This is a genomic window from Pedobacter agri, from assembly GCF_032678665.1.
Classification (GTDB): domain Bacteria; phylum Bacteroidota; class Bacteroidia; order Sphingobacteriales; family Sphingobacteriaceae; genus Pedobacter; species Pedobacter agri_A.
Window position 1 is genome coordinate 136,040 of sequence record NZ_JAVTSH010000003.1, and the last position, 17,591, is coordinate 153,630.

At 38.8% G+C, this 17,591-nt stretch carries 12 protein-coding genes; 7 read left to right on the forward strand and 5 right to left on the reverse strand.

Annotated features, from left to right (window positions below; all coding sequences use genetic code 11):
* Positions 1–57: 57 nt before the first annotated feature.
* From tyrS to R2Q70_RS07045, 3 genes are all read left to right on the forward strand, one after another.
* Positions 58–1,344: a tyrosine--tRNA ligase gene (tyrS, locus tag R2Q70_RS07035; RefSeq protein WP_316806930.1), complete on the forward strand. Its 1,287-nt coding sequence runs from the start codon at positions 58–60 to the stop codon at positions 1,342–1,344.
* 104 nt (positions 1,345–1,448) lie between these two features.
* On the forward strand, positions 1,449–1,928 hold the full coding sequence (locus R2Q70_RS07040; RefSeq protein WP_316806931.1) for an antitoxin Xre/MbcA/ParS toxin-binding domain-containing protein: 480 nt from the start codon (positions 1,449–1,451) through the stop codon (positions 1,926–1,928).
* Positions 1,929–2,381, forward strand: a complete 453-nt coding sequence (locus tag R2Q70_RS07045; protein ID WP_316806932.1) for an RES family NAD+ phosphorylase — start codon at positions 1,929–1,931, stop codon at positions 2,379–2,381.
* A gap of 1 nt (position 2,382) precedes the next feature.
* On the opposite strand, the gene R2Q70_RS07050 is transcribed toward R2Q70_RS07045, so the two are convergent.
* From R2Q70_RS07050 to R2Q70_RS07060, 3 genes are read right to left on the reverse strand one after another with little or no spacing between them, the layout of a single operon-like run.
* Entirely contained in the window at positions 2,383–3,363 is a 981-nt protein-coding gene (locus tag R2Q70_RS07050; RefSeq protein ID WP_316806933.1) for an acyl transferase, read from the reverse strand.
* Between the two features lie 22 nt (positions 3,364–3,385).
* Positions 3,386–3,745, reverse strand: a complete 360-nt coding sequence (locus tag R2Q70_RS07055) for a hypothetical protein (RefSeq protein WP_316806934.1) — start codon at positions 3,743–3,745, stop codon at positions 3,386–3,388.
* A gap of 6 nt (positions 3,746–3,751) precedes the next feature.
* Complete coding sequence (locus R2Q70_RS07060) at positions 3,752–6,181, reverse strand: penicillin acylase family protein (protein ID WP_316806935.1); 2,430 nt, start codon at positions 6,179–6,181, stop codon at positions 3,752–3,754.
* Between the two features lie 203 nt (positions 6,182–6,384).
* Here R2Q70_RS07060 and R2Q70_RS07065 point away from each other — a divergent pair, with 203 nt between their 5' ends.
* The 3 genes from R2Q70_RS07065 to glgB all read left to right on the forward strand — a co-directional run bounded on the left by R2Q70_RS07065 (position 6,385) and on the right by glgB (position 13,957).
* Positions 6,385–9,303, forward strand: coding sequence for a TonB-dependent receptor (locus R2Q70_RS07065; RefSeq protein ID WP_316806936.1), 2,919 nt, complete (start codon positions 6,385–6,387; stop codon positions 9,301–9,303).
* A 163-nt stretch (positions 9,304–9,466) separates the two neighbouring features.
* Positions 9,467–11,929: a glycoside hydrolase family 31 protein gene (locus R2Q70_RS07070; RefSeq protein ID WP_316806937.1), complete on the forward strand. Its 2,463-nt coding sequence runs from the start codon at positions 9,467–9,469 to the stop codon at positions 11,927–11,929.
* A 60-nt stretch (positions 11,930–11,989) separates the two neighbouring features.
* Positions 11,990–13,957, forward strand: coding sequence for a 1,4-alpha-glucan branching protein GlgB (gene glgB, locus R2Q70_RS07075; RefSeq protein WP_316806938.1), 1,968 nt, complete (start codon positions 11,990–11,992; stop codon positions 13,955–13,957).
* A 115-nt stretch (positions 13,958–14,072) separates the two neighbouring features.
* Here the strand turns inward: glgB and R2Q70_RS07080 are convergent, their stop codons facing one another.
* Positions 14,073–16,262, reverse strand: a complete 2,190-nt coding sequence (locus tag R2Q70_RS07080) for a TonB-dependent receptor domain-containing protein (protein WP_316806939.1) — start codon at positions 16,260–16,262, stop codon at positions 14,073–14,075.
* Positions 16,263–16,313: 51 nt separating this feature from the next.
* Positions 16,314–16,649 carry a DUF6660 family protein gene (locus R2Q70_RS07085; protein WP_316806940.1) on the reverse strand — a complete coding sequence of 112 codons (336 nt, stop codon included), beginning with the start codon at positions 16,647–16,649 and terminating at the stop codon, positions 16,314–16,316.
* Positions 16,650–16,833: 184 nt separating this feature from the next.
* On the opposite strand from R2Q70_RS07085, the gene R2Q70_RS07090 reads away from it, so the two are divergent.
* Complete coding sequence (locus tag R2Q70_RS07090) at positions 16,834–17,157, forward strand: hypothetical protein (RefSeq protein ID WP_316806941.1); 324 nt, start codon at positions 16,834–16,836, stop codon at positions 17,155–17,157.
* The last annotated feature ends 434 nt before the right edge of the window (positions 17,158–17,591 follow it).

Sequence of the window (17,591 nt, forward strand, 5' to 3'; positions counted from 1 at the left end):
GCTTTAAACTAAGCTAAAATTTTATCTTTGCAGGCATATTATAAAAGTGTTTGTACAATGACGAATTTTGTTGAAGAGTTAAGGTGGCGTGGCATGCTGCATGATATTATGCCGAATACGGAGGAAAAATTAAAAGAGGGTATGACTTCTGGTTATATTGGCTTTGATCCGACTGCCGATTCATTGCACGTTGGCCATTTAACGCAAATCATGACTTTAATTCATTTCCAGAAAGCCGGGCATAAACCTCTTGCTTTAGTTGGTGGTGCGACTGGAATGGTTGGCGATCCATCGGGAAAATCTGATGAGCGTAATCTCCAAACTCCAGAAATGATTGAACACAATCTTAAGGGAATGAAAACGCAACTGGCCAAGTTCTTAAAATTTGAAGATGGTGGCAATGGTGCTGTAATGGTTAACAATGCCGATTGGTTTAAAGATATGAACCTTTTTACCTTTATCAGGGATGTAGGTAAACACATCACCGTGAACTACATGATGGCGAAAGATAGCGTAAAGAGACGTTTGGAAGGTGATTCGGGATTATCGTTTACGGAGTTTTGTTACCAGTTGATTCAGGGTTACGATTTTTATCATTTATGGAAAAATGAAAACTGCCTGGTTCAGATGGGTGGCTCAGATCAGTGGGGGAACATTGTTACCGGAACAGAGCTCATCAGAAGAAAAGATGCGGGAACAGCTTATGCCATTACTACCCAACTTATAAAAAAAGCAGACGGAACCAAATTTGGGAAAACCGAAAGTGGTGCAGTTTGGCTAGATCCTGAAAAAACTTCACCTTACAAATATTACCAGTTTTGGCTAAATGCTTCTGATGATGATGTGAAAAAGTGGATCAGAATTTTTACCTTAAAAACCAAAGAAGAGATTGAAGCTTTGGAAACTGAACATGATGCAGCGCCTCATTTGCGTATTTTACAGAAAGCATTGGCGGAAGATATCACCATCAAAACGCATTGTGTTGAAGCGCTTGAAACGGCTATCAAAACCTCTGAATTTCTTTTTGGAAACGGATCGCTGGAGTTTTTGAAAAGTTTAGCTGAAAAGCAGGTCTTAGAAATGTTCGAAGGTATTCCACAGTTTAAAATTTCTAAAACCGAACTGGCAGCTGGAATTGATGCCGCAACTTTGCTTGCTGAAAAAGCATCGGTATTTCCATCAAAAGGAGAAACTAAAAAACTCATCCAGGGCGGTGGCGTATCAGTAAATAAAGAAAAAGTGGCTGAGGCTACTCAGGTATTCAATGCTGATCATTTGATTAATGATCAATTCATAGTGGTTCAAAAAGGAAAGAAAAATTATTTCTTACTCATAGCCGAATAGTATTAAAATTTCAATGATAAAATCCCGGTCAAATCGATTGGGATTTTTTTTGTAGTCTTTTCTAAATCAGACAAAATGTATATATTTGAGTATATTTGTCTGATATGAAAAAGAAAGTTGATGATTTAAAAAATGCAGCGGAACCAATGGTAGTGTACAGAGGTGTTAATTACACCCCTATGGTTGCCATGATGGGAAGTCAGTATTCAAATCCTTCTGATTTTGACTTGCTCGAGCTTGCCCGAAAAGGGATCGCAAAGAAATCTTTAACAGCTTTGGCGCAACAAATTTCCTTAACCATGGAGGAAATTGCCGGCATTTTACATATTTCAGATAGAACGTTACAGCGTTACACAGCAGATACCCTCGTTAAAACGGAATATGCAGATCGAGCGATTGCACTGGCGAAATTATACGAACGCGGCATCGAAGTTCTGGGTACAACAAAGGCGTTTAATTCCTGGGTTAGGCATCCTAACAAAGCACTGAATAATGAAATTCCCTTAGCTTTATTAGATACCAGCATTGGTTTCGAAATGGTTTTACAAATTCTAGGTAGGATAGAATACGGTGTTTTTAGTTAAATGATTTTATATCGCATTAGCAATTGTAAATATGCTAAATATAGCAGCGGAACTGGTGCTAAAATGTTTGGTGGCCGATGGAATTCCATTGGTACACCAATGCACTACATGGCAGAAAACCGGGCATTGGCGGCCCTGGAGGTATTAGCCAACATAGATAACATTAGCGATACAAATCAATTATGCTTAACAATTTTTGAACTTAGTGATGAAAGTATTGAGGTTTGCAACGTCAATCAACTTCCTAAAAACTGGAGATCCTATCCATCATCTTTTGAATTGCAAAGGATCGGCGATGAATTTGTAAAAACAAACAAACACTTATTGCTAAAAGTGCCTTCAGCTCTCATTGCAGATGAATTCAATTTCTTAATGAACGTCAGTCATCCGCTGGCAGAAAACATTAAAATTTTAGAAATCAAACCTTTTAGTTTCGATAACCGGTTGCTGTAAGTTACTGCACCAATAAATTACAACCTCTAATATCGGCATTGTCAAACCTGCCTAAAACTTCAAAACTTCCATCTGGGTTAATTTTGCCTAAATCTTGTGTAGCAATAAATGAACAGGAATTGATATTCGCCAAATCAATAACATTAATTCCTCCGGTTTTGCCATTATGAATTAAACTTAACGGATCATTGGTGTCTCTAATTAAAACCTTCATCCAATTGGGGCAATTGAAAACACCATCACCTAAAGAGTAGGCCTGGGAAAGCAATTCGGTCATGCCGTATTCACTGTGAATGGTTGGTACACCAAAGCCCTTTGTTAATTGCTCATGTAATTCTTCACGAACCATTTCCTTGCGTTTACCTTTCATACCGCCGGTTTCCATCACAATTAATTCAGGGAAATCAATCTCAAATTGTTCAATAAAATCAAGCAGGGCATAAGTTACCCCAATTAATACTGTAGGTTGTTTTTTTGCTTTCAAAGCCAGCAAAGTTTGTAAAAGGTCTTTGTGGTTATACAAAAAATAACCGCTTTGCGGATGACCACTTTTTTCAATCAGGTCATTTACCATGTAAATTAATGACGAACCTGAGCGCTGTTGGTAGGATGGGAGTAAAGCAAGGAAGCAATAATCAGTTACTTCAGCATAAAAATATTCGAATGCCTTTAAATAGCTTAACTCATATAGGCTAACATCTGTAACGTGGTGACTGCTTTGTACCATGCCTGTGGTGCCCGAACTGCTGAAGGTAACTTCAACGGGGTTTTGGCTGCTTAAAATGGTATGTGTTTTGAAGAAACCGATCGGTAAATACGGAATCTGCTCCATCTTTTTTACCTGATCAACATCAATTTTTAAATGATGGATGTATTCTCCGTAGACCTGACAATGTTTTGCCTGATGTTTAAAAATGGAAAGGGCATGAGCACTAAACTCTTCTGCAGTCTTTATAGCGAATAAATCTTCCTGATTAAGCATTGTAGTGCAAAAGTACGAAGCCTTATGCTATTTTCTCGTCAGTTTTTTTAGCAAGCATGGCCATTCTGAAATGGTAACCACAAAAACCACTAATGCCTGCAACCAATCCGCTTAAAATTCCGGTAACTAAAAGCAAAGCCCACCACAATTTAATGCCTGTCATCACCGCAACGCGGCCTGCCAACACATTATCGTTAGGTAAACTTTTAAATAAGGCATAACCAATCCACAATAAAAAGATGGCAAAAAACGATTGCCAGAAAGCGATTTTCCCTGTTTTGCCAATGATGCCACAGGTAGCAAATGAAATTACAACGATCACCCACCAAGGTGCAATCATTTGAAGAAAGAAACAAATTATCAGTATAACGATGAAAACCATGTTAAGCTATTTTGAAATTTTTAAACGAGAGATTATTTTGCCCGACTGGTCATCGGCACTTTTCATATAAAATAAGTCGTACAATTGACCATTTGCCCAGGTATCTACCATGTTATCGTAGAATTTGCTTCCTGGGTTTCCAGATTGGCCACCTGGATAAACGCCATGACCTTTTGGGGTTTTACCCAATTCAATCACCATACGCCATGAAGGTCCATTGGTTTCGCTGATGGCATTAATCGTGCTTTTCGCTCCCCCGATTTGTAAGACTTTCGAACCCATTCCCGGGATTTTTGCTAAGTGAGGTACATTGGTTTGTTTCACATTACTCCATCTCCAATCTCTGTTAATCGGGCCAAACCTGCGCTCTAAACTGTCGCAGCTGTATCTAAATGCTTCATTTACCAGATCAGCAAGTGATTCTTTTTGATTGGTATTCACATTATCGTACCATTTGGAATTCGGCTCCTTTAAGATCATTTCTACAGTGCGATCTCTGGATGGATAACGCATGGGAATGCCTTTAACTACAAATTCATCATTCCAGATATTAAAGGATAAGCGCTTGGTCCAGATTTCAAAAATGCTGGCCGCAATTTCATCCGCATCGTAACGTTTGTTCCATTTGGATACATAACTTAAAGCTTCCTTCTGGGTGGCGTTTAAGCTTTCATTATTTAGCAGAGGCACTATGGCTGGAACCAGATTTTGAGCCATAATGCTGTAATTGTCGCTTTGCATGAGTCTGATGCTATCCATCGTCGCTTTGCTCATCGCACCTAACCTGTCGTTGATGCGTTTTCCTCTTTCATAGGGTGAAAATTCCCAATTGATGTAATATGGATAAGTTTTGTCGGTAGATGATTGGTTGGCCGAACTTACAAAACCGCGTGGTGGATTCTTAACCGTTGGATTCTGAGCAGCCGGAATCCATCCCTGCCAATCGTATGCCGGATCGGTTCCATCCAAAATAAACTTTCCCTGATCTTTCCACTTCAATGGAAATTTACCGTTTGGCGTAATGGCAATATCATTATCAATGCTGGCGAAAACGAAATTTTGCGCCGGCGCAGTGTAATAAGTTAAAGCTTTACGGTAATCGTTATAATTGCTGCCACGATTTAGCTGATAAAATGTCATCAACTCATTCGATTTTTCATGCGCAATCCATCTCAGGGCATCGCCAACCGGCACATTATCTGCTCTTCCGTATTTTGGTTTCTGGAAATAAACAACCGGACCGTGGTGGGTATAATAAACGGTATCAATCTCAGTTTTACGGCCACGAATGTTGATGGTTTCTAATCGCCTGGTAGTTTTATTCCATTTATTGTTATACCAGTATTCATTGTGCGATGAATCTTTAAATTTAATCTGATAAAAATCGAGCACGTCGGCAGCCACATTGGTTACACCCCAGGCAATTTTCTGGTTAAAACCAATGATTACACCTGGTGCACCGGGTAATGAAACCCCGTAGGTGTTAATGCCTGGCGCATGCAACTGAATCTGGTACCAGATAGATGGCAAGGTTAAATCCAGATGCGGATCATTTGCCAAAATGGGATAACCTGAAGCTGTTTTTGAACCTGATAAAGCCCAGTTGTTACTGCCTATACCTTCAATTTTTTCTTTAGTTTTCACTTCTCCTGTTAGGGCTTGTGTAAAACTTTCAGGTGTTTTTGGTGTTGGCAGCGGCGTAAAATCCCATTTGGTTCCTACCGGAATAATCGGATCTTCTCTAAACGGGTAATCGGGAAAAAGATCTTTAGTCACCTCAGGACCGAATTTTTTAAGGATGTTGGTCATGTAGAACTCATCGGAACCCATGGCCAGTACTGCAGACATTTGCTTTAATAAAAGCGCACATTTTACAGGTGTCCAGTTTTCAGGTTTAAAATCAAGTAGTTTATATTCAAGCGGATAATTGGCTTTAGAAAGCGTTTTGATATAGGCATTAATTCCATCAGTATAAGCCAGGATCATTTCCTTTGATTTAGGATCGGCCATCATCCCTTTCAACGAATTTTCAGCACCATAAACCATCCCCATTCTACGCTGATAGCGATCTACTTCGATGGCTTTTTCGCCAACCACTTCACTAATTCTTCCAGCTGCAAATCGGGTTTGAAAATCCATCTGCCAAAGCCTGTGCATTGCCGTAACATAACCCTGGGCTAGATAAAGATCGTGGTCGTTTTGAGCAAAAATATGAGGGATCATCCGGTCGTCGAAAACAATCTCAATCTTATCAAAAGCACCTTTTATTTTCACCTTATGGTTAAAAATAAAATGATTGTTTTCAGCATTTTGCCAAAAACCCATAAAAGGATTCAAAAACTTTAAAAGGGGAGGGTTTTGACCAATTTTCGTATTAAATAAGAAGGCGAGGGCTATGGGGATAACTACACAGAATAGCGCTTTAATTTTATTCATAAATAATGGTTAGCTAAAAACTATCAGTTGACTAAGTTACGAGTAAAATGCTGATTTTTATGAGATGAAAATACAACAAACTGACTATCAATCAAAATTATAAAATGAATTGAAATTATTATGCAAACATAATTTGTTTAATTCGAAAAAAGCATTTAAGTTTATCCTAACTAATAATACAACTAACCAAATTTTAATCATTTATGAGAAGAAACTTTACACAGATCTTGTATGTGTTATTTTTAGTGTTTGCGATAAATATTGCAGCACATGCACAAAACATCACGGTTAGTGGAACCGTTAAAGATAAGCAATCAAAAGAAGGCCTTGCCGGCGTGAGTGTTACCATTAAGGGGCAAACCGGTGGTACAGCTTCATCAGGCGATGGAAGTTTTTCATTTACAACAAGCGCAAAAGTTCCGTTTACCTTAGTTGCCTCTTATGTGGGCTATGGAACTGTAGAACGCCAAGTTACGGGGAATACTTCCGGAATTAATATCGAGTTGGAAACAGCTGTTACCTTAGGTGGTGATGTGGTAGTTTCGGCATCAAGAACACCGGAGCGAATTTTAGAATCGCCGGTTTCAATCGAAAGAATGAGCGCTGCATCCATTCGCGAAATTGCTGCGCCATCGTTTTACGATGCCTTGAACAACATGAAAGGTGTAGAAAGCAGTATGCAGAGTTTAACCTTCAAATCCATCAACACCCGTGGTTTTAACTCCAACGGAAATACCCGTTTTAATCAATACATCGATGGAATGGATAACCAGGCACCTGGTTTAAACTTCTCGGTGGGTAATATTGTTGGGATTACAGAACTCGATGTAGATAATGTTGAACTTTTACCAGGAGCTTCTTCTGCTTTATACGGTGCAGGTGGTATTAATGGTACTTTATTGATGACTTCTAAAGATCCATTCAAATATCAAGGAGCGAGTTTTCAATATAAAACCGGTGTTAACCATGTAAACGATGATAACTCAAGTGTTCAGCCTTTTAATCAATTGGATGTTCGTGTGGCAAAATCGTGGAATAATAAGTTTGGTGTGAAAGCGGCTTTCTCATTTTTGCAAGCAAAAGACTGGATGGGTACAAACTATTCTAACTTTGATCGTAATGCAAGGATGTTTAAATCAGGCGATCGTAACAGCGATACCAATTACGATGGTATTAATGTTTATGGAGATGAGGTAAGCCAGAATATGCGTAATGTAGCGTTGAGTGTTCAGAATGCAACCATTTCAGGCATTAATGCAGGTTCTGGGGGTGCCATTCCGAACATTAAGGCGCTAATGGATGGTGCTTTTGGTGCTGCCATTCCAAATGCTGCTCAGCAAACGGGTTTTTTAGCAGGGCTGCCAGCGGCATTGCGTCCGGCAGTTCAAAATTATCTTCCATTTTATGTGGGATTAAAAGCAAATTTGATTCCTGATCAAAATGTTTCAAGAACTGGTTACAATGAACAAAATCTGGTTGATTATGATACCAAATCATTGAAAGCATCAGGCGCAGTTTACTATAATATTACCAACACCATTCAGGCTGTGGCACAAGCCAACTGGGGAACAGGAACATCAGTTTATACCGGTTCTGATCGTTATTCGTTGCGTAATTTCAATATTGGTCAGTACAAGTTAGAGGTTAAAGGACAGGATTTCTCCATCAAAGGTTACACTACCCAGGAGCGTTCAGGTGATTCTTATATCTCATCTATCCTAGGAAGTTATATTAATGAGGTTTCAAAACCATCCACTACCTGGTTTCCACAGTATATCGGCAATTATGTAGGTGCAAGGGCAGCAGGTCAAAGTGACGCGGCAGCACACGTTACAGCAAGAGGCGTAGCTAACCAAGGCAGGTTTGAGCCAGGTAGCCCGCAGTTTGAAACGGCTAAACAAAATATCATGAACACCAATATCAGTGCTACAAATTTTGGTACGGGTGTTTACGGTGCTAAGTTTGATGATAAATCGAATTTATACCACTACGAGGGAATGTACAATTTTACCAATGCCTTCAACAATGTGGTAGAATTTCAGGTGGGTGCTTCATACCGTTTATACGATTTAAATTCAGCAGGGACAATTTTTAACGATTTGAATGAATCAATTGATATTAATGAATATGGTGCATTTGCACAAATTGGTAAAAAACTATTTAATGATAAAGTGAAGTTCACTTTTGCTGGCCGTTACGATAAAAGCATGAACTTCGAAGGGCGTTTTACACCACGTATCACCGGGGTTTTTACAGTAGCTAAAAACAACAACATCAGGGCTTCTTATCAAACCGGTTACCGTAATCCAACTACCCAAAATCAGTATATAGATTTATCTGTGGGCGGTGGTTCTCAGCGTTTAATTGGTGGTTTGCCTGAGATCATGTTTGGCAAATACAATTTAAATGGCAATAAAGCCTTTACTGATGTAAGTTATCGGGCATTTTTAGCTTCAGCAGCTACAGGCACACCAAACCCAACCTTATTACAGCAATACACTTTTGATGATCGCGGCGTTCGTCCTGAAAGTGTTCAATCGTATGAATTGGGCTATAAAGGATTAATCCTCCCAAATTTATTGGTTGATGCTTACGGCTACTATAACATCTATAAAGACTTTATCACGGCAGTTGATGTTTATCAGAATGTAGGTACATTGGCGGCTCCAACTTTTGTTAAATTTGGTGTTCCGGTAAATGCTGCAGGAGAAGTAACTTCTTACGGTGCAGCTTTAGGACTGGACTATCTGATTGGCAATTATAACATCAGTGGTAATGTTTCATACAATCAAATTGGCGATCTTCCGGCGAATTATATTAATGATTTTAATACGCCGAAAGTACGTTTCAACCTGGGTTTTGGAAATAAAGAAATCTTTAAAAATGTGGGTTATAACTTATCTTATCGCTGGCAAGATAAATTCTACTGGAATTCATCATTTGCATCAGGAGAAGTTCCGGCTTACAGTTCATTAGATGCACAGGTTAGTTATAAAATCCCATCGGTAAAATCATCAATCAAATTGGGTGGATCGAACGTAATGAACAAATATTACATTACTTCTTACGGTAACCCTGCCGCAGGTGCAATTTATTACCTGGCATTCTCTTTTAATCCATAAAAATTTAAAACATTCGCTTTCATGAAGCCCTCGTTACCTTAAAGTAATGAGGGCTTTTATTTATAATTTAATCCCCCTGTTTTATAAAATATTTGTATTATAGTACTTTCTTAAGCACATCCCACTTTAAGGGTAATTAATTTAAAATTTTGAATAAATAAGGATGGAAGATACTAACGACAAGACAAGTGAGGTAAACGACCTGATTGAGAAGGAACAAGAGATTCAGCATTTAAATAATCCTGTTGATATATCGGTTAAGCCAATCGTTAAACAATATCTTGGAGCAGTAAAAAAGGTAAAAAAAGAGGGGAATCGTTTTTATTTTTCTGATGGCGATGCCAAGGTGGAAATTAGGGTGGTTAGTGATGAGATTATTCGCGTTCGCCTCGCACCACACGGTGTTTTTCTGGATGATTTTTCTTACGCTGTCCCAGAGGTTGATCAAAAAGTTTCAGTTTTTAAAATGCAGGAACATGAAGATCACTATACAGTATCCACGCATTCTGTAACCTGTAAAATCGAAAAGGCTAATTTCCATATATCTTTTTCTGATAACATTACCAATCTGGTAATGGTTGATGAGGCCAATTCCATGCACTGGGAAGAGAATGTCGATTTTGGCGGTTACTACATTTATGCAACCAAAAAATGTCATCCCGAAGAGAACTTTTTCGGCTTAGGTGATAAATCCGGAAATTTCAATTTACGCGGTCGCCGTTTCGAAAACTGGAATACCGATGCTTATTCTTTCGGTTGGAACCAGGATCCGCTGTATCGAACCATTCCATTTTATATTGGTCTTCACAATCAGGCCGCATACGGAATCTTTTTCGATAACACCTTTAAATCTTATTTCGATTTTGGTAGTGAAGATTTAAGTAAAACCAGTTTCTGGGCTGATGGTGGCGAACTGCAATATTACTATATTCATGGTCCGCACATTATGGATGTGGTGAAACGTTATGCCAGTTTAACGGGCACACACCCAATGCCTCCAAAATGGACTTTAGGTTATCAGCAATGCCGCTGGAGTTATTATCCGGAAACAAAAGTTAAGGAAATTGCCAAGCAGTTTAGAGATAGAAAAATTCCATGCGATGCCATTTACCTGGATATCGATTACATGGATGGTTATCGTTGCTTTACCTGGAATAAAAAATATTTCCCTGATCCACGCAAAATGATCAAAGAACTTTCTGATGATGGTTTCAAAACCGTTGTGATGATTGATCCGGGAATTAAGGTAGATGACGATTATTGGGTTTTCAAAGAAGGGAAAGACAATAAATACTTCTGTAGAAGAAGTGATGATTATTTTATGGAAGGCCATGTTTGGCCAGGCCGTTGCCAGTTTCCTGATTTTACCAACCCTAAAGTTAGAAAATGGTGGGGTAAATTGTATGAGGAGTTGGTGGATATGGGTGTTGCTGGTTTCTGGAATGATATGAACGAACCGGCAGTGTTTGGTTCAGGCACCTTCCCGAATGATGTGCGTCACAATTACGACGGCTACCGCGGTTCGCACCGCAAAGCGCATAATGTTTATGGCATGCAGATGGTTCGTTCAACCTACGAAGGCTTGAAAAAACTGATGCGCAATAAACGTCCGTTTACCATTACCCGTGCAGGTTATTCTGGTATGCAACGTTATGCCAGTGTTTGGACCGGAGATAATATTGCTACCTGGGAACATTTGAAAATCGGGAATATTCAGTGCCAACGTTTATCGGTATCTGGCGTTCCTTTCTGTGGAACAGATATTGGCGGTTTTAGCGGCGAGCCTGATGGCGAATTATTTACCCGCTGGATTCAGCTGGGAACTTTCTCGCCGTTTATGAGAGCCCACTCTGCTGGTGATACTGCAGAACGTGAGCCATGGAGTTTTGGCGAATTTTTTGAAGATATCAACCGTAAATTTATAGAGCTGCGGTATCGTTTAATGCCTTACCTGTACTCAGTTTTTTGGGAGCATCACCGTTATGGTTTCCCGATTTTACGTCCTTTGGTAATGTTGGAGCAAGAAAATATCAGCAACAGTTTCCGCCAGGATGAATTTTGTTATGGCGATAAATTGTTGATTTGTCCGGTTTTAGAGCAAGGCGCAATTTCAAGAAAAGTGTATCTCCCTAAAGGAACCTGGTACAATTTCTGGACCAACGAAGTTTTAGAAGGTGGAAACGAATATACCGTTGAGGCTAAAATTGACAGCATGCCGATGTTCGTTAGGGCCGGATCTGTCATTCCGGAATACCCGGTGATGCAGTATGTTGATGAAAAAGCAATTACGGAAGTGGTATTGAATATCTATCAAAGCGATTACGAAGTAAACTCTTACATGTATGAGGATCACGGCGATACTTTTGCTTTTGAACAGGATATTTACCTGGAGAAAAAGTTTACGGTGAAAGCTGATCAGCAAATATTTAAAGTGAATCAACGTATTGAAGGCTTATATACCCCAAATTATCAATTTTATGTTTGTAATGTGATGGGCTTGAAATTCCAGGTTAAAAAAATCATTGTTGATAATAAAGAAGTAAGTGATTTTTATACTGATGATCAAAACATTTTACACTTCAAGTGTTTAAAAACCTTTAGTGAAATTCAGATTTTAAGTCTGTAAATCTTTTAGCCCCAAATGTTGTTTAGCATTTGGGGCTTCATTTATCTAGCCAAAATCCACATGCCAAAAACGAAAAAAGTTTCAGAGAAAAAAACAGCAATAGCCAAGGTTGATACCAGTAAATCAGTTTGGGTACACAGTTTGTTTACCGATTACGACATCGATCTTTTTTTAGTTGGCAAGCATTTCCGGCTGTATGAAAAATTAGGTTCGCACCTCATCAATGTCGAAAAAACAAATGGAACTTATTTCGCGGTTTGGGCCCCCAATGCCATTAGGGTAAGCGTAGTTGGAGATTTTAACCAGTGGGATAATCATGCACATCAACTTAACAAACGCTGGGACAAATCGGGCATTTGGGAGGGATTTTTACCAGGCATGGCAAAAGGAGACATTTATAAGTATTTCGTTAAAGGTTTTGATGAGTCGGAACATTTAAAGGGCGACCCCTATGCCCGAAGATGGGAGCATCCTCCACAAACGGCTTCAATGGTTTGGGATACCGATTATTCCTGGAAAGATAAAACCTGGCTTTCTAAAAGGGCGAAGATGAATGCCTTGGATCAGCCGATTTCAGTGTATGAAATACATTTAGGATCATGGGAACGCGACCCTGGTAATCCGGAACGAGTTTTAACGGCAAGAGAAGTTGCTGGCAGGCTTGTTCCTTATGTTAAAGAAATGGGTTTTACACACGTGGAGCTGATGCCGGTGATGGAATTTCCTTTTTTTCCGAGTTGGGGTTATCAAATTACAGGCTATTTTGGAGCAAGTTCTCGCTATGGTTCTCCTCAAGACCTTATGTATTTAATTGATGAACTGCATAAAGCAAACATTGCAGTGATTCTAGATTGGGTTCCTTCTCATTTTCCTGGCGATAGACACGGATTATATGAGTTTGATGGAACGCACCTGTATGAACATGCAGATATGCGTAAAGGATTTCATCCAGATTGGAAATCCTATATTTTCAACTATGACAGACCCGAAGTTCGCTCTTTTTTAATCAGCAACGCCATCTTCTGGATCGATCAATACCATGCCGACGGCTTGCGGGTTGATGCCGTGGCTTCCATGTTATATTTTAATTTTTCGAGAGAAGACGGCGATGCAGCTACCAATGATCAGGGTGGACCAGAAAATTTTGGTGCCATTCAGTTTTTGCAGGACTTAAACGTTGCTGTTTACGGCAATTTTGAAGGTGTGCAAACCATTGCTGAAGAAAGCAGTACCTATCCTGGCGTTACCCATCCGGTACATGCTGGTGGTTTAGGTTTCGGTATGAAATGGATGATGGGCTGGATGAACGATACTTTAAAATATTTTAAGGTAGATACGCTGGGTAGAAAACATCATCATCACCAGTTAAGTTTCAGCATGACTTATGCTTTTACCGAGAACTTTATGTTGCCTTTCTCACATGATGAGGTGGTGCATGGAAAATCGCCGATGCTTTATAAAATGCCCGGAGATGAATGGCAAAAGTTTGCCAATCTGAGAGCACTTTATGGATACATGTTTACCCATCCGGGCGCCAAGCTTTTATTCATGGGTAATGAATTTGGCGATACCAATGAGTGGAATTTCACCCAGTCGCTAGATTGGCATCTGCTACAGTATGCACCTCACAAAGGCATGCAGGAAACGGTGAAAGCCCTGAATTTCCTATATCGAAAGGAACCAGCTCTGTATCATTTCAATTTTAGCTATGAAGGTTTTGAATGGCTGGATGCGGATAACGCGAACGAATCGGTTTTTGTATTTATGAGAAAAGGACCAAAGGCTAAAGACACCTTGGTCATCGCATTAAACTTTACGCCGGTTGTTAGGGAAAATTACAGAATCGGTGTGCCATTTAAAACCAAATGGAAAGAAATTTTCAATACGGATGATATTGTGTATTATGGCAGTGGAATCAATAATAGAGGTGATATTGTTCCATCAACGGAGAGTTTTAACAGACAAGAATATTCAATTGAGATCACGCTTCCGCCACTGGCCTTAGTGGTATTTAAAAGTGTTAAATGATAAAATAAGAAAAGCCTCTCATTGCTGAAAGGCTTTCTTAATCCTTGGAGTGGAAGCTTCCAAGGAGGGTGCAAAGATACAATAACTCTTTGTACTCGCAAGTTTTATTTAATTATTACAACTTTAATTTAATTCCTCCATTGAAGGTTCTGCCTTCTGTGTGCGTCCAGATATCATCAAAAGTAGGGTTTAGATGTGATCCGTTCACTACGCTTTTATATCGGCTTTGCCGGGTATCCGTAAAGTTTTCTGCGTTAATGAAAACAGAAATTTTTCCGAAAACCTTTTCTGCCATAAAGCCAAATTCCCAAAAAGGGTTGGTTTGCTGGTTGTTGTAAAGGTATTGTTTGTCAGTGAAATAGCCTTCCAGCCCCATTTTAAAGTTGCTTTCCTTTTCATAAAGCAGCGCCAGATTAAGTTTGCTTTTCGGTAAAAGCCTTATGGTTTGAATCACTGGGAGGTAATTCGCTTTTGCATCAGTAAAAGTATAACCCGCAAAAAGTTTAAAGTACTCATGAAATATTAGCTTCGCATTGGATTCAAAACCAAGGCTCCGTACCGCGTCTTTCGTGTTGCCAAAATAAAAATCGCCATTATTGTTTTGTAAAAGAATAGTTGAATTATTAATTCGGGTAAAGAAAAACATTTGATTAAAGCTAAGCAACCAGTCATCACCAATATTTGTTTTGTAGTTGATGTCAGCGGTTCCGCCATAACTCCGCTCAGCCTTAACATTTGCCAATGGCAGGAGGTTTTGATACTGAAAAGTTTCGGTTTGTTCAGTAAAAAGGGTAGGGGTTTTGTAGCCTAAGCCACCGCCGATTCTCGAACTCCAGTGGTCATCGAATTTATATAAAGCAGAAACACGTGGCAAAACGAAAACCTCATTTTGCTTGTAATTGGTATTGTAATAGTTTACAAAATCTATTCTCAAACCACTTTCTAATTTGAAATTTTCTGTTACATCCCAGGTATGTTGCGCATAGGCCCCGGCAGTTCGGGTAGTAAAATCTTTTTTAAGAAGTGGTTGTTGATTGCTTTCTGAAAATTTATCATACACGGCATTTGCCCCGAAAATTAAACTCTGATTCTTCAGCGTCTTGAGATAGCTTAAATCAGTATAAGAGTTGTAATTAACCCCATTGAAAACATATGCCGGAATAGATATCCCACGTTTGAAGTAGTTAAAACTGGTTTTTACTTTCAATAGATCTTTTTCAGCAGTTTTATAACTGAAATCTAAAGTCGACGTATTTCTGGTGCTATTGTTTGTTTCAAAGTATTGATGATTGGCATCAACACCATTATTAACTACAAAAATATCGCCTCCTGTACGATCGCTTTTTGTAAACGCATTACCAATAATAATTGTAGTCTTATCATTTGGGTAAATGAATAGTTTGGGGTGAATGGTGAAATCTTTCGTTTTTGGAAGTTCAGTGAAATCATCCTGATCCACATCATAAGCCTTTTGGAAATTGGTCAATGCAAGTAAACTATATCCAATTTTTGCACCTCTTTGCATACTGAAAGCTCCCACATTAGTTTGGCCAACATTCGATTGGTTAAGGATAAAATTCAAGTCTGCTTTCTCTCTCGGCGACCGTGAAATAAAATTGACTACGCCGGCAATGGCGCCTGCACCAAATAGTGTGGATGATGGGCCTTTAATAATTTCTACCTGTGCCAAATCAAGCGGTGGAATTTCTAAAATGCTCAAGCCGCTGGCGAAGTTGCCAAAACTGGCATAACCGTCCTTTAAAAGTTGCGTATATCTACCGTCTAAACCCTGAATCCTGATGCTGGCATTTGCACTTGTTGCCGAGGTTTGTTGGACAGCAATACCCGTACTTTCGTGTAAAATCATCGAAACATTGGCGGGACGCATGTTGCTTTTTTCGTCAATTTCCTCCAGTTCGATGGTTTCTACCCGGGTTGGCGTGTTTTGGATGCTTCTGCTGGTTCTGGTTGAGGAGATAATAACATCTTCCAATTCATCTTCGGCTGATTCCATCAAAACTTCAAATGATTTATTTTGAGTGAGTGGAAAGTTTAAAGAGAGTTTATATTCTTCGAAACCTACATTTCGTATCAATATCGTTTGAGGTCCGTTGGGAATGCTATTCAAATTTGCGGTTCCGTCGGTTGCAGTTTTAAGGATGATATTGGTGCCCTTCACTAAAACTGTTGCATCGGCTAAAACTGTATTGTCTTTTTTGTCTTTAACTGTTAATCTGAGTGAATTTTGTGCATAAGCACTGGCCATGCACACAAAGGCGCATAGCAATAAAAATATTTTTCGCATGTGAAATGTTTATAATTGAATAAATGGATCCTGTGATCCTTAATAAATCGGTTATCCGATATAAAAATTACTCAATTTTGGCGGCTGCCAGATGTTTTGGATGTAACTGGAAATAAACTGGTTATTGTATGCGATCAATTTATCTTTAGGAGCTTGTCGCTTTGATGTATTTGCCATTGAAGCAATTGAAAAAACTAATAAGGGCTGTCCGCAACAATTGCAGGTGCATAGTGGAGAGCAATTATCCTGATCTGCTGAAGTGCTGGACTTTTCTACAGCTGCTGAGGAAATTTCTGATGAATTGGCGGCTAAAGAAACGACATCCTCGCAGGTAATGCAGGATAGGCCGAGTATCGCGAAACTCAATATATAGATCAAAAATTTCATATTTAAGCAAATGTACAAATCATCGGCAATTCACGGGGAATAATTCATGGTTAATAATTGGCATTTCAAATCGATTTACAGAAAAAATCACATTTATATCCTGTATTCCAGTTAGTTGTTTGAAAATGAGATGTGAAAAGAACAAACCTCAAAATACGGTGTTATAAAATTATTAAGCTATAAAATGCAATTGTCAATCCCTCTTTCTGCTGATCATGATCATCTGGTAAAATCAAACCTTAAAGTTTGGAGTTCAGATTATGAATTTTTCCTGAACAGGTTAAGGAATCATGATGAAGTGGCATTTAAAGAGTTGTATCATCAATATTCAGGTGCCATTTATGGAAACATTAAAAGAACGGTGCACGATGATATAAAGTCTAAACAGATTCTTGAATACACTTTCATAGAGATTTGGAATTCTATTTCTTCGTTTGATGAAACACGAACCAGATTATTCACCTGGATGAATCAAATTGCCAATAAACAAAAATTAATTTCTTCGTAAGCTTTTTAATTGAACTAGAACTAACTACAGCTGAAAATTAATTCAATTTTCGCTACAACATTACCGATCTGATTTTATTTTGACCTGCTGAAGTTGTGCTGGTAACATTTCTTTTGATTTTCCTGATGAATTAATCAACCCCTTAAAAACATACTGTAACATGTCATACGATCTTTTCAGTTTGCAGGATGGTTTTCAGGTTTAATCATATTTCGTTACAACTCATATCCGGAATGTGTTAATGTCTATTTTGATATAAATGATCTTCTAAAAAAGTTGTATAAAGAAAAAGGAGACCTCATCCAAGCGTCTCCTTTTTTTCTAACCAAATATAAACCTGTTATGAGCCAGGCTTTGTCTTTAATCCTCTTCAAAACTTAAAGTTTTTCGAGAATGATTTTTCTTTTTACTTGTTAACAAACATCGTTCCGTTT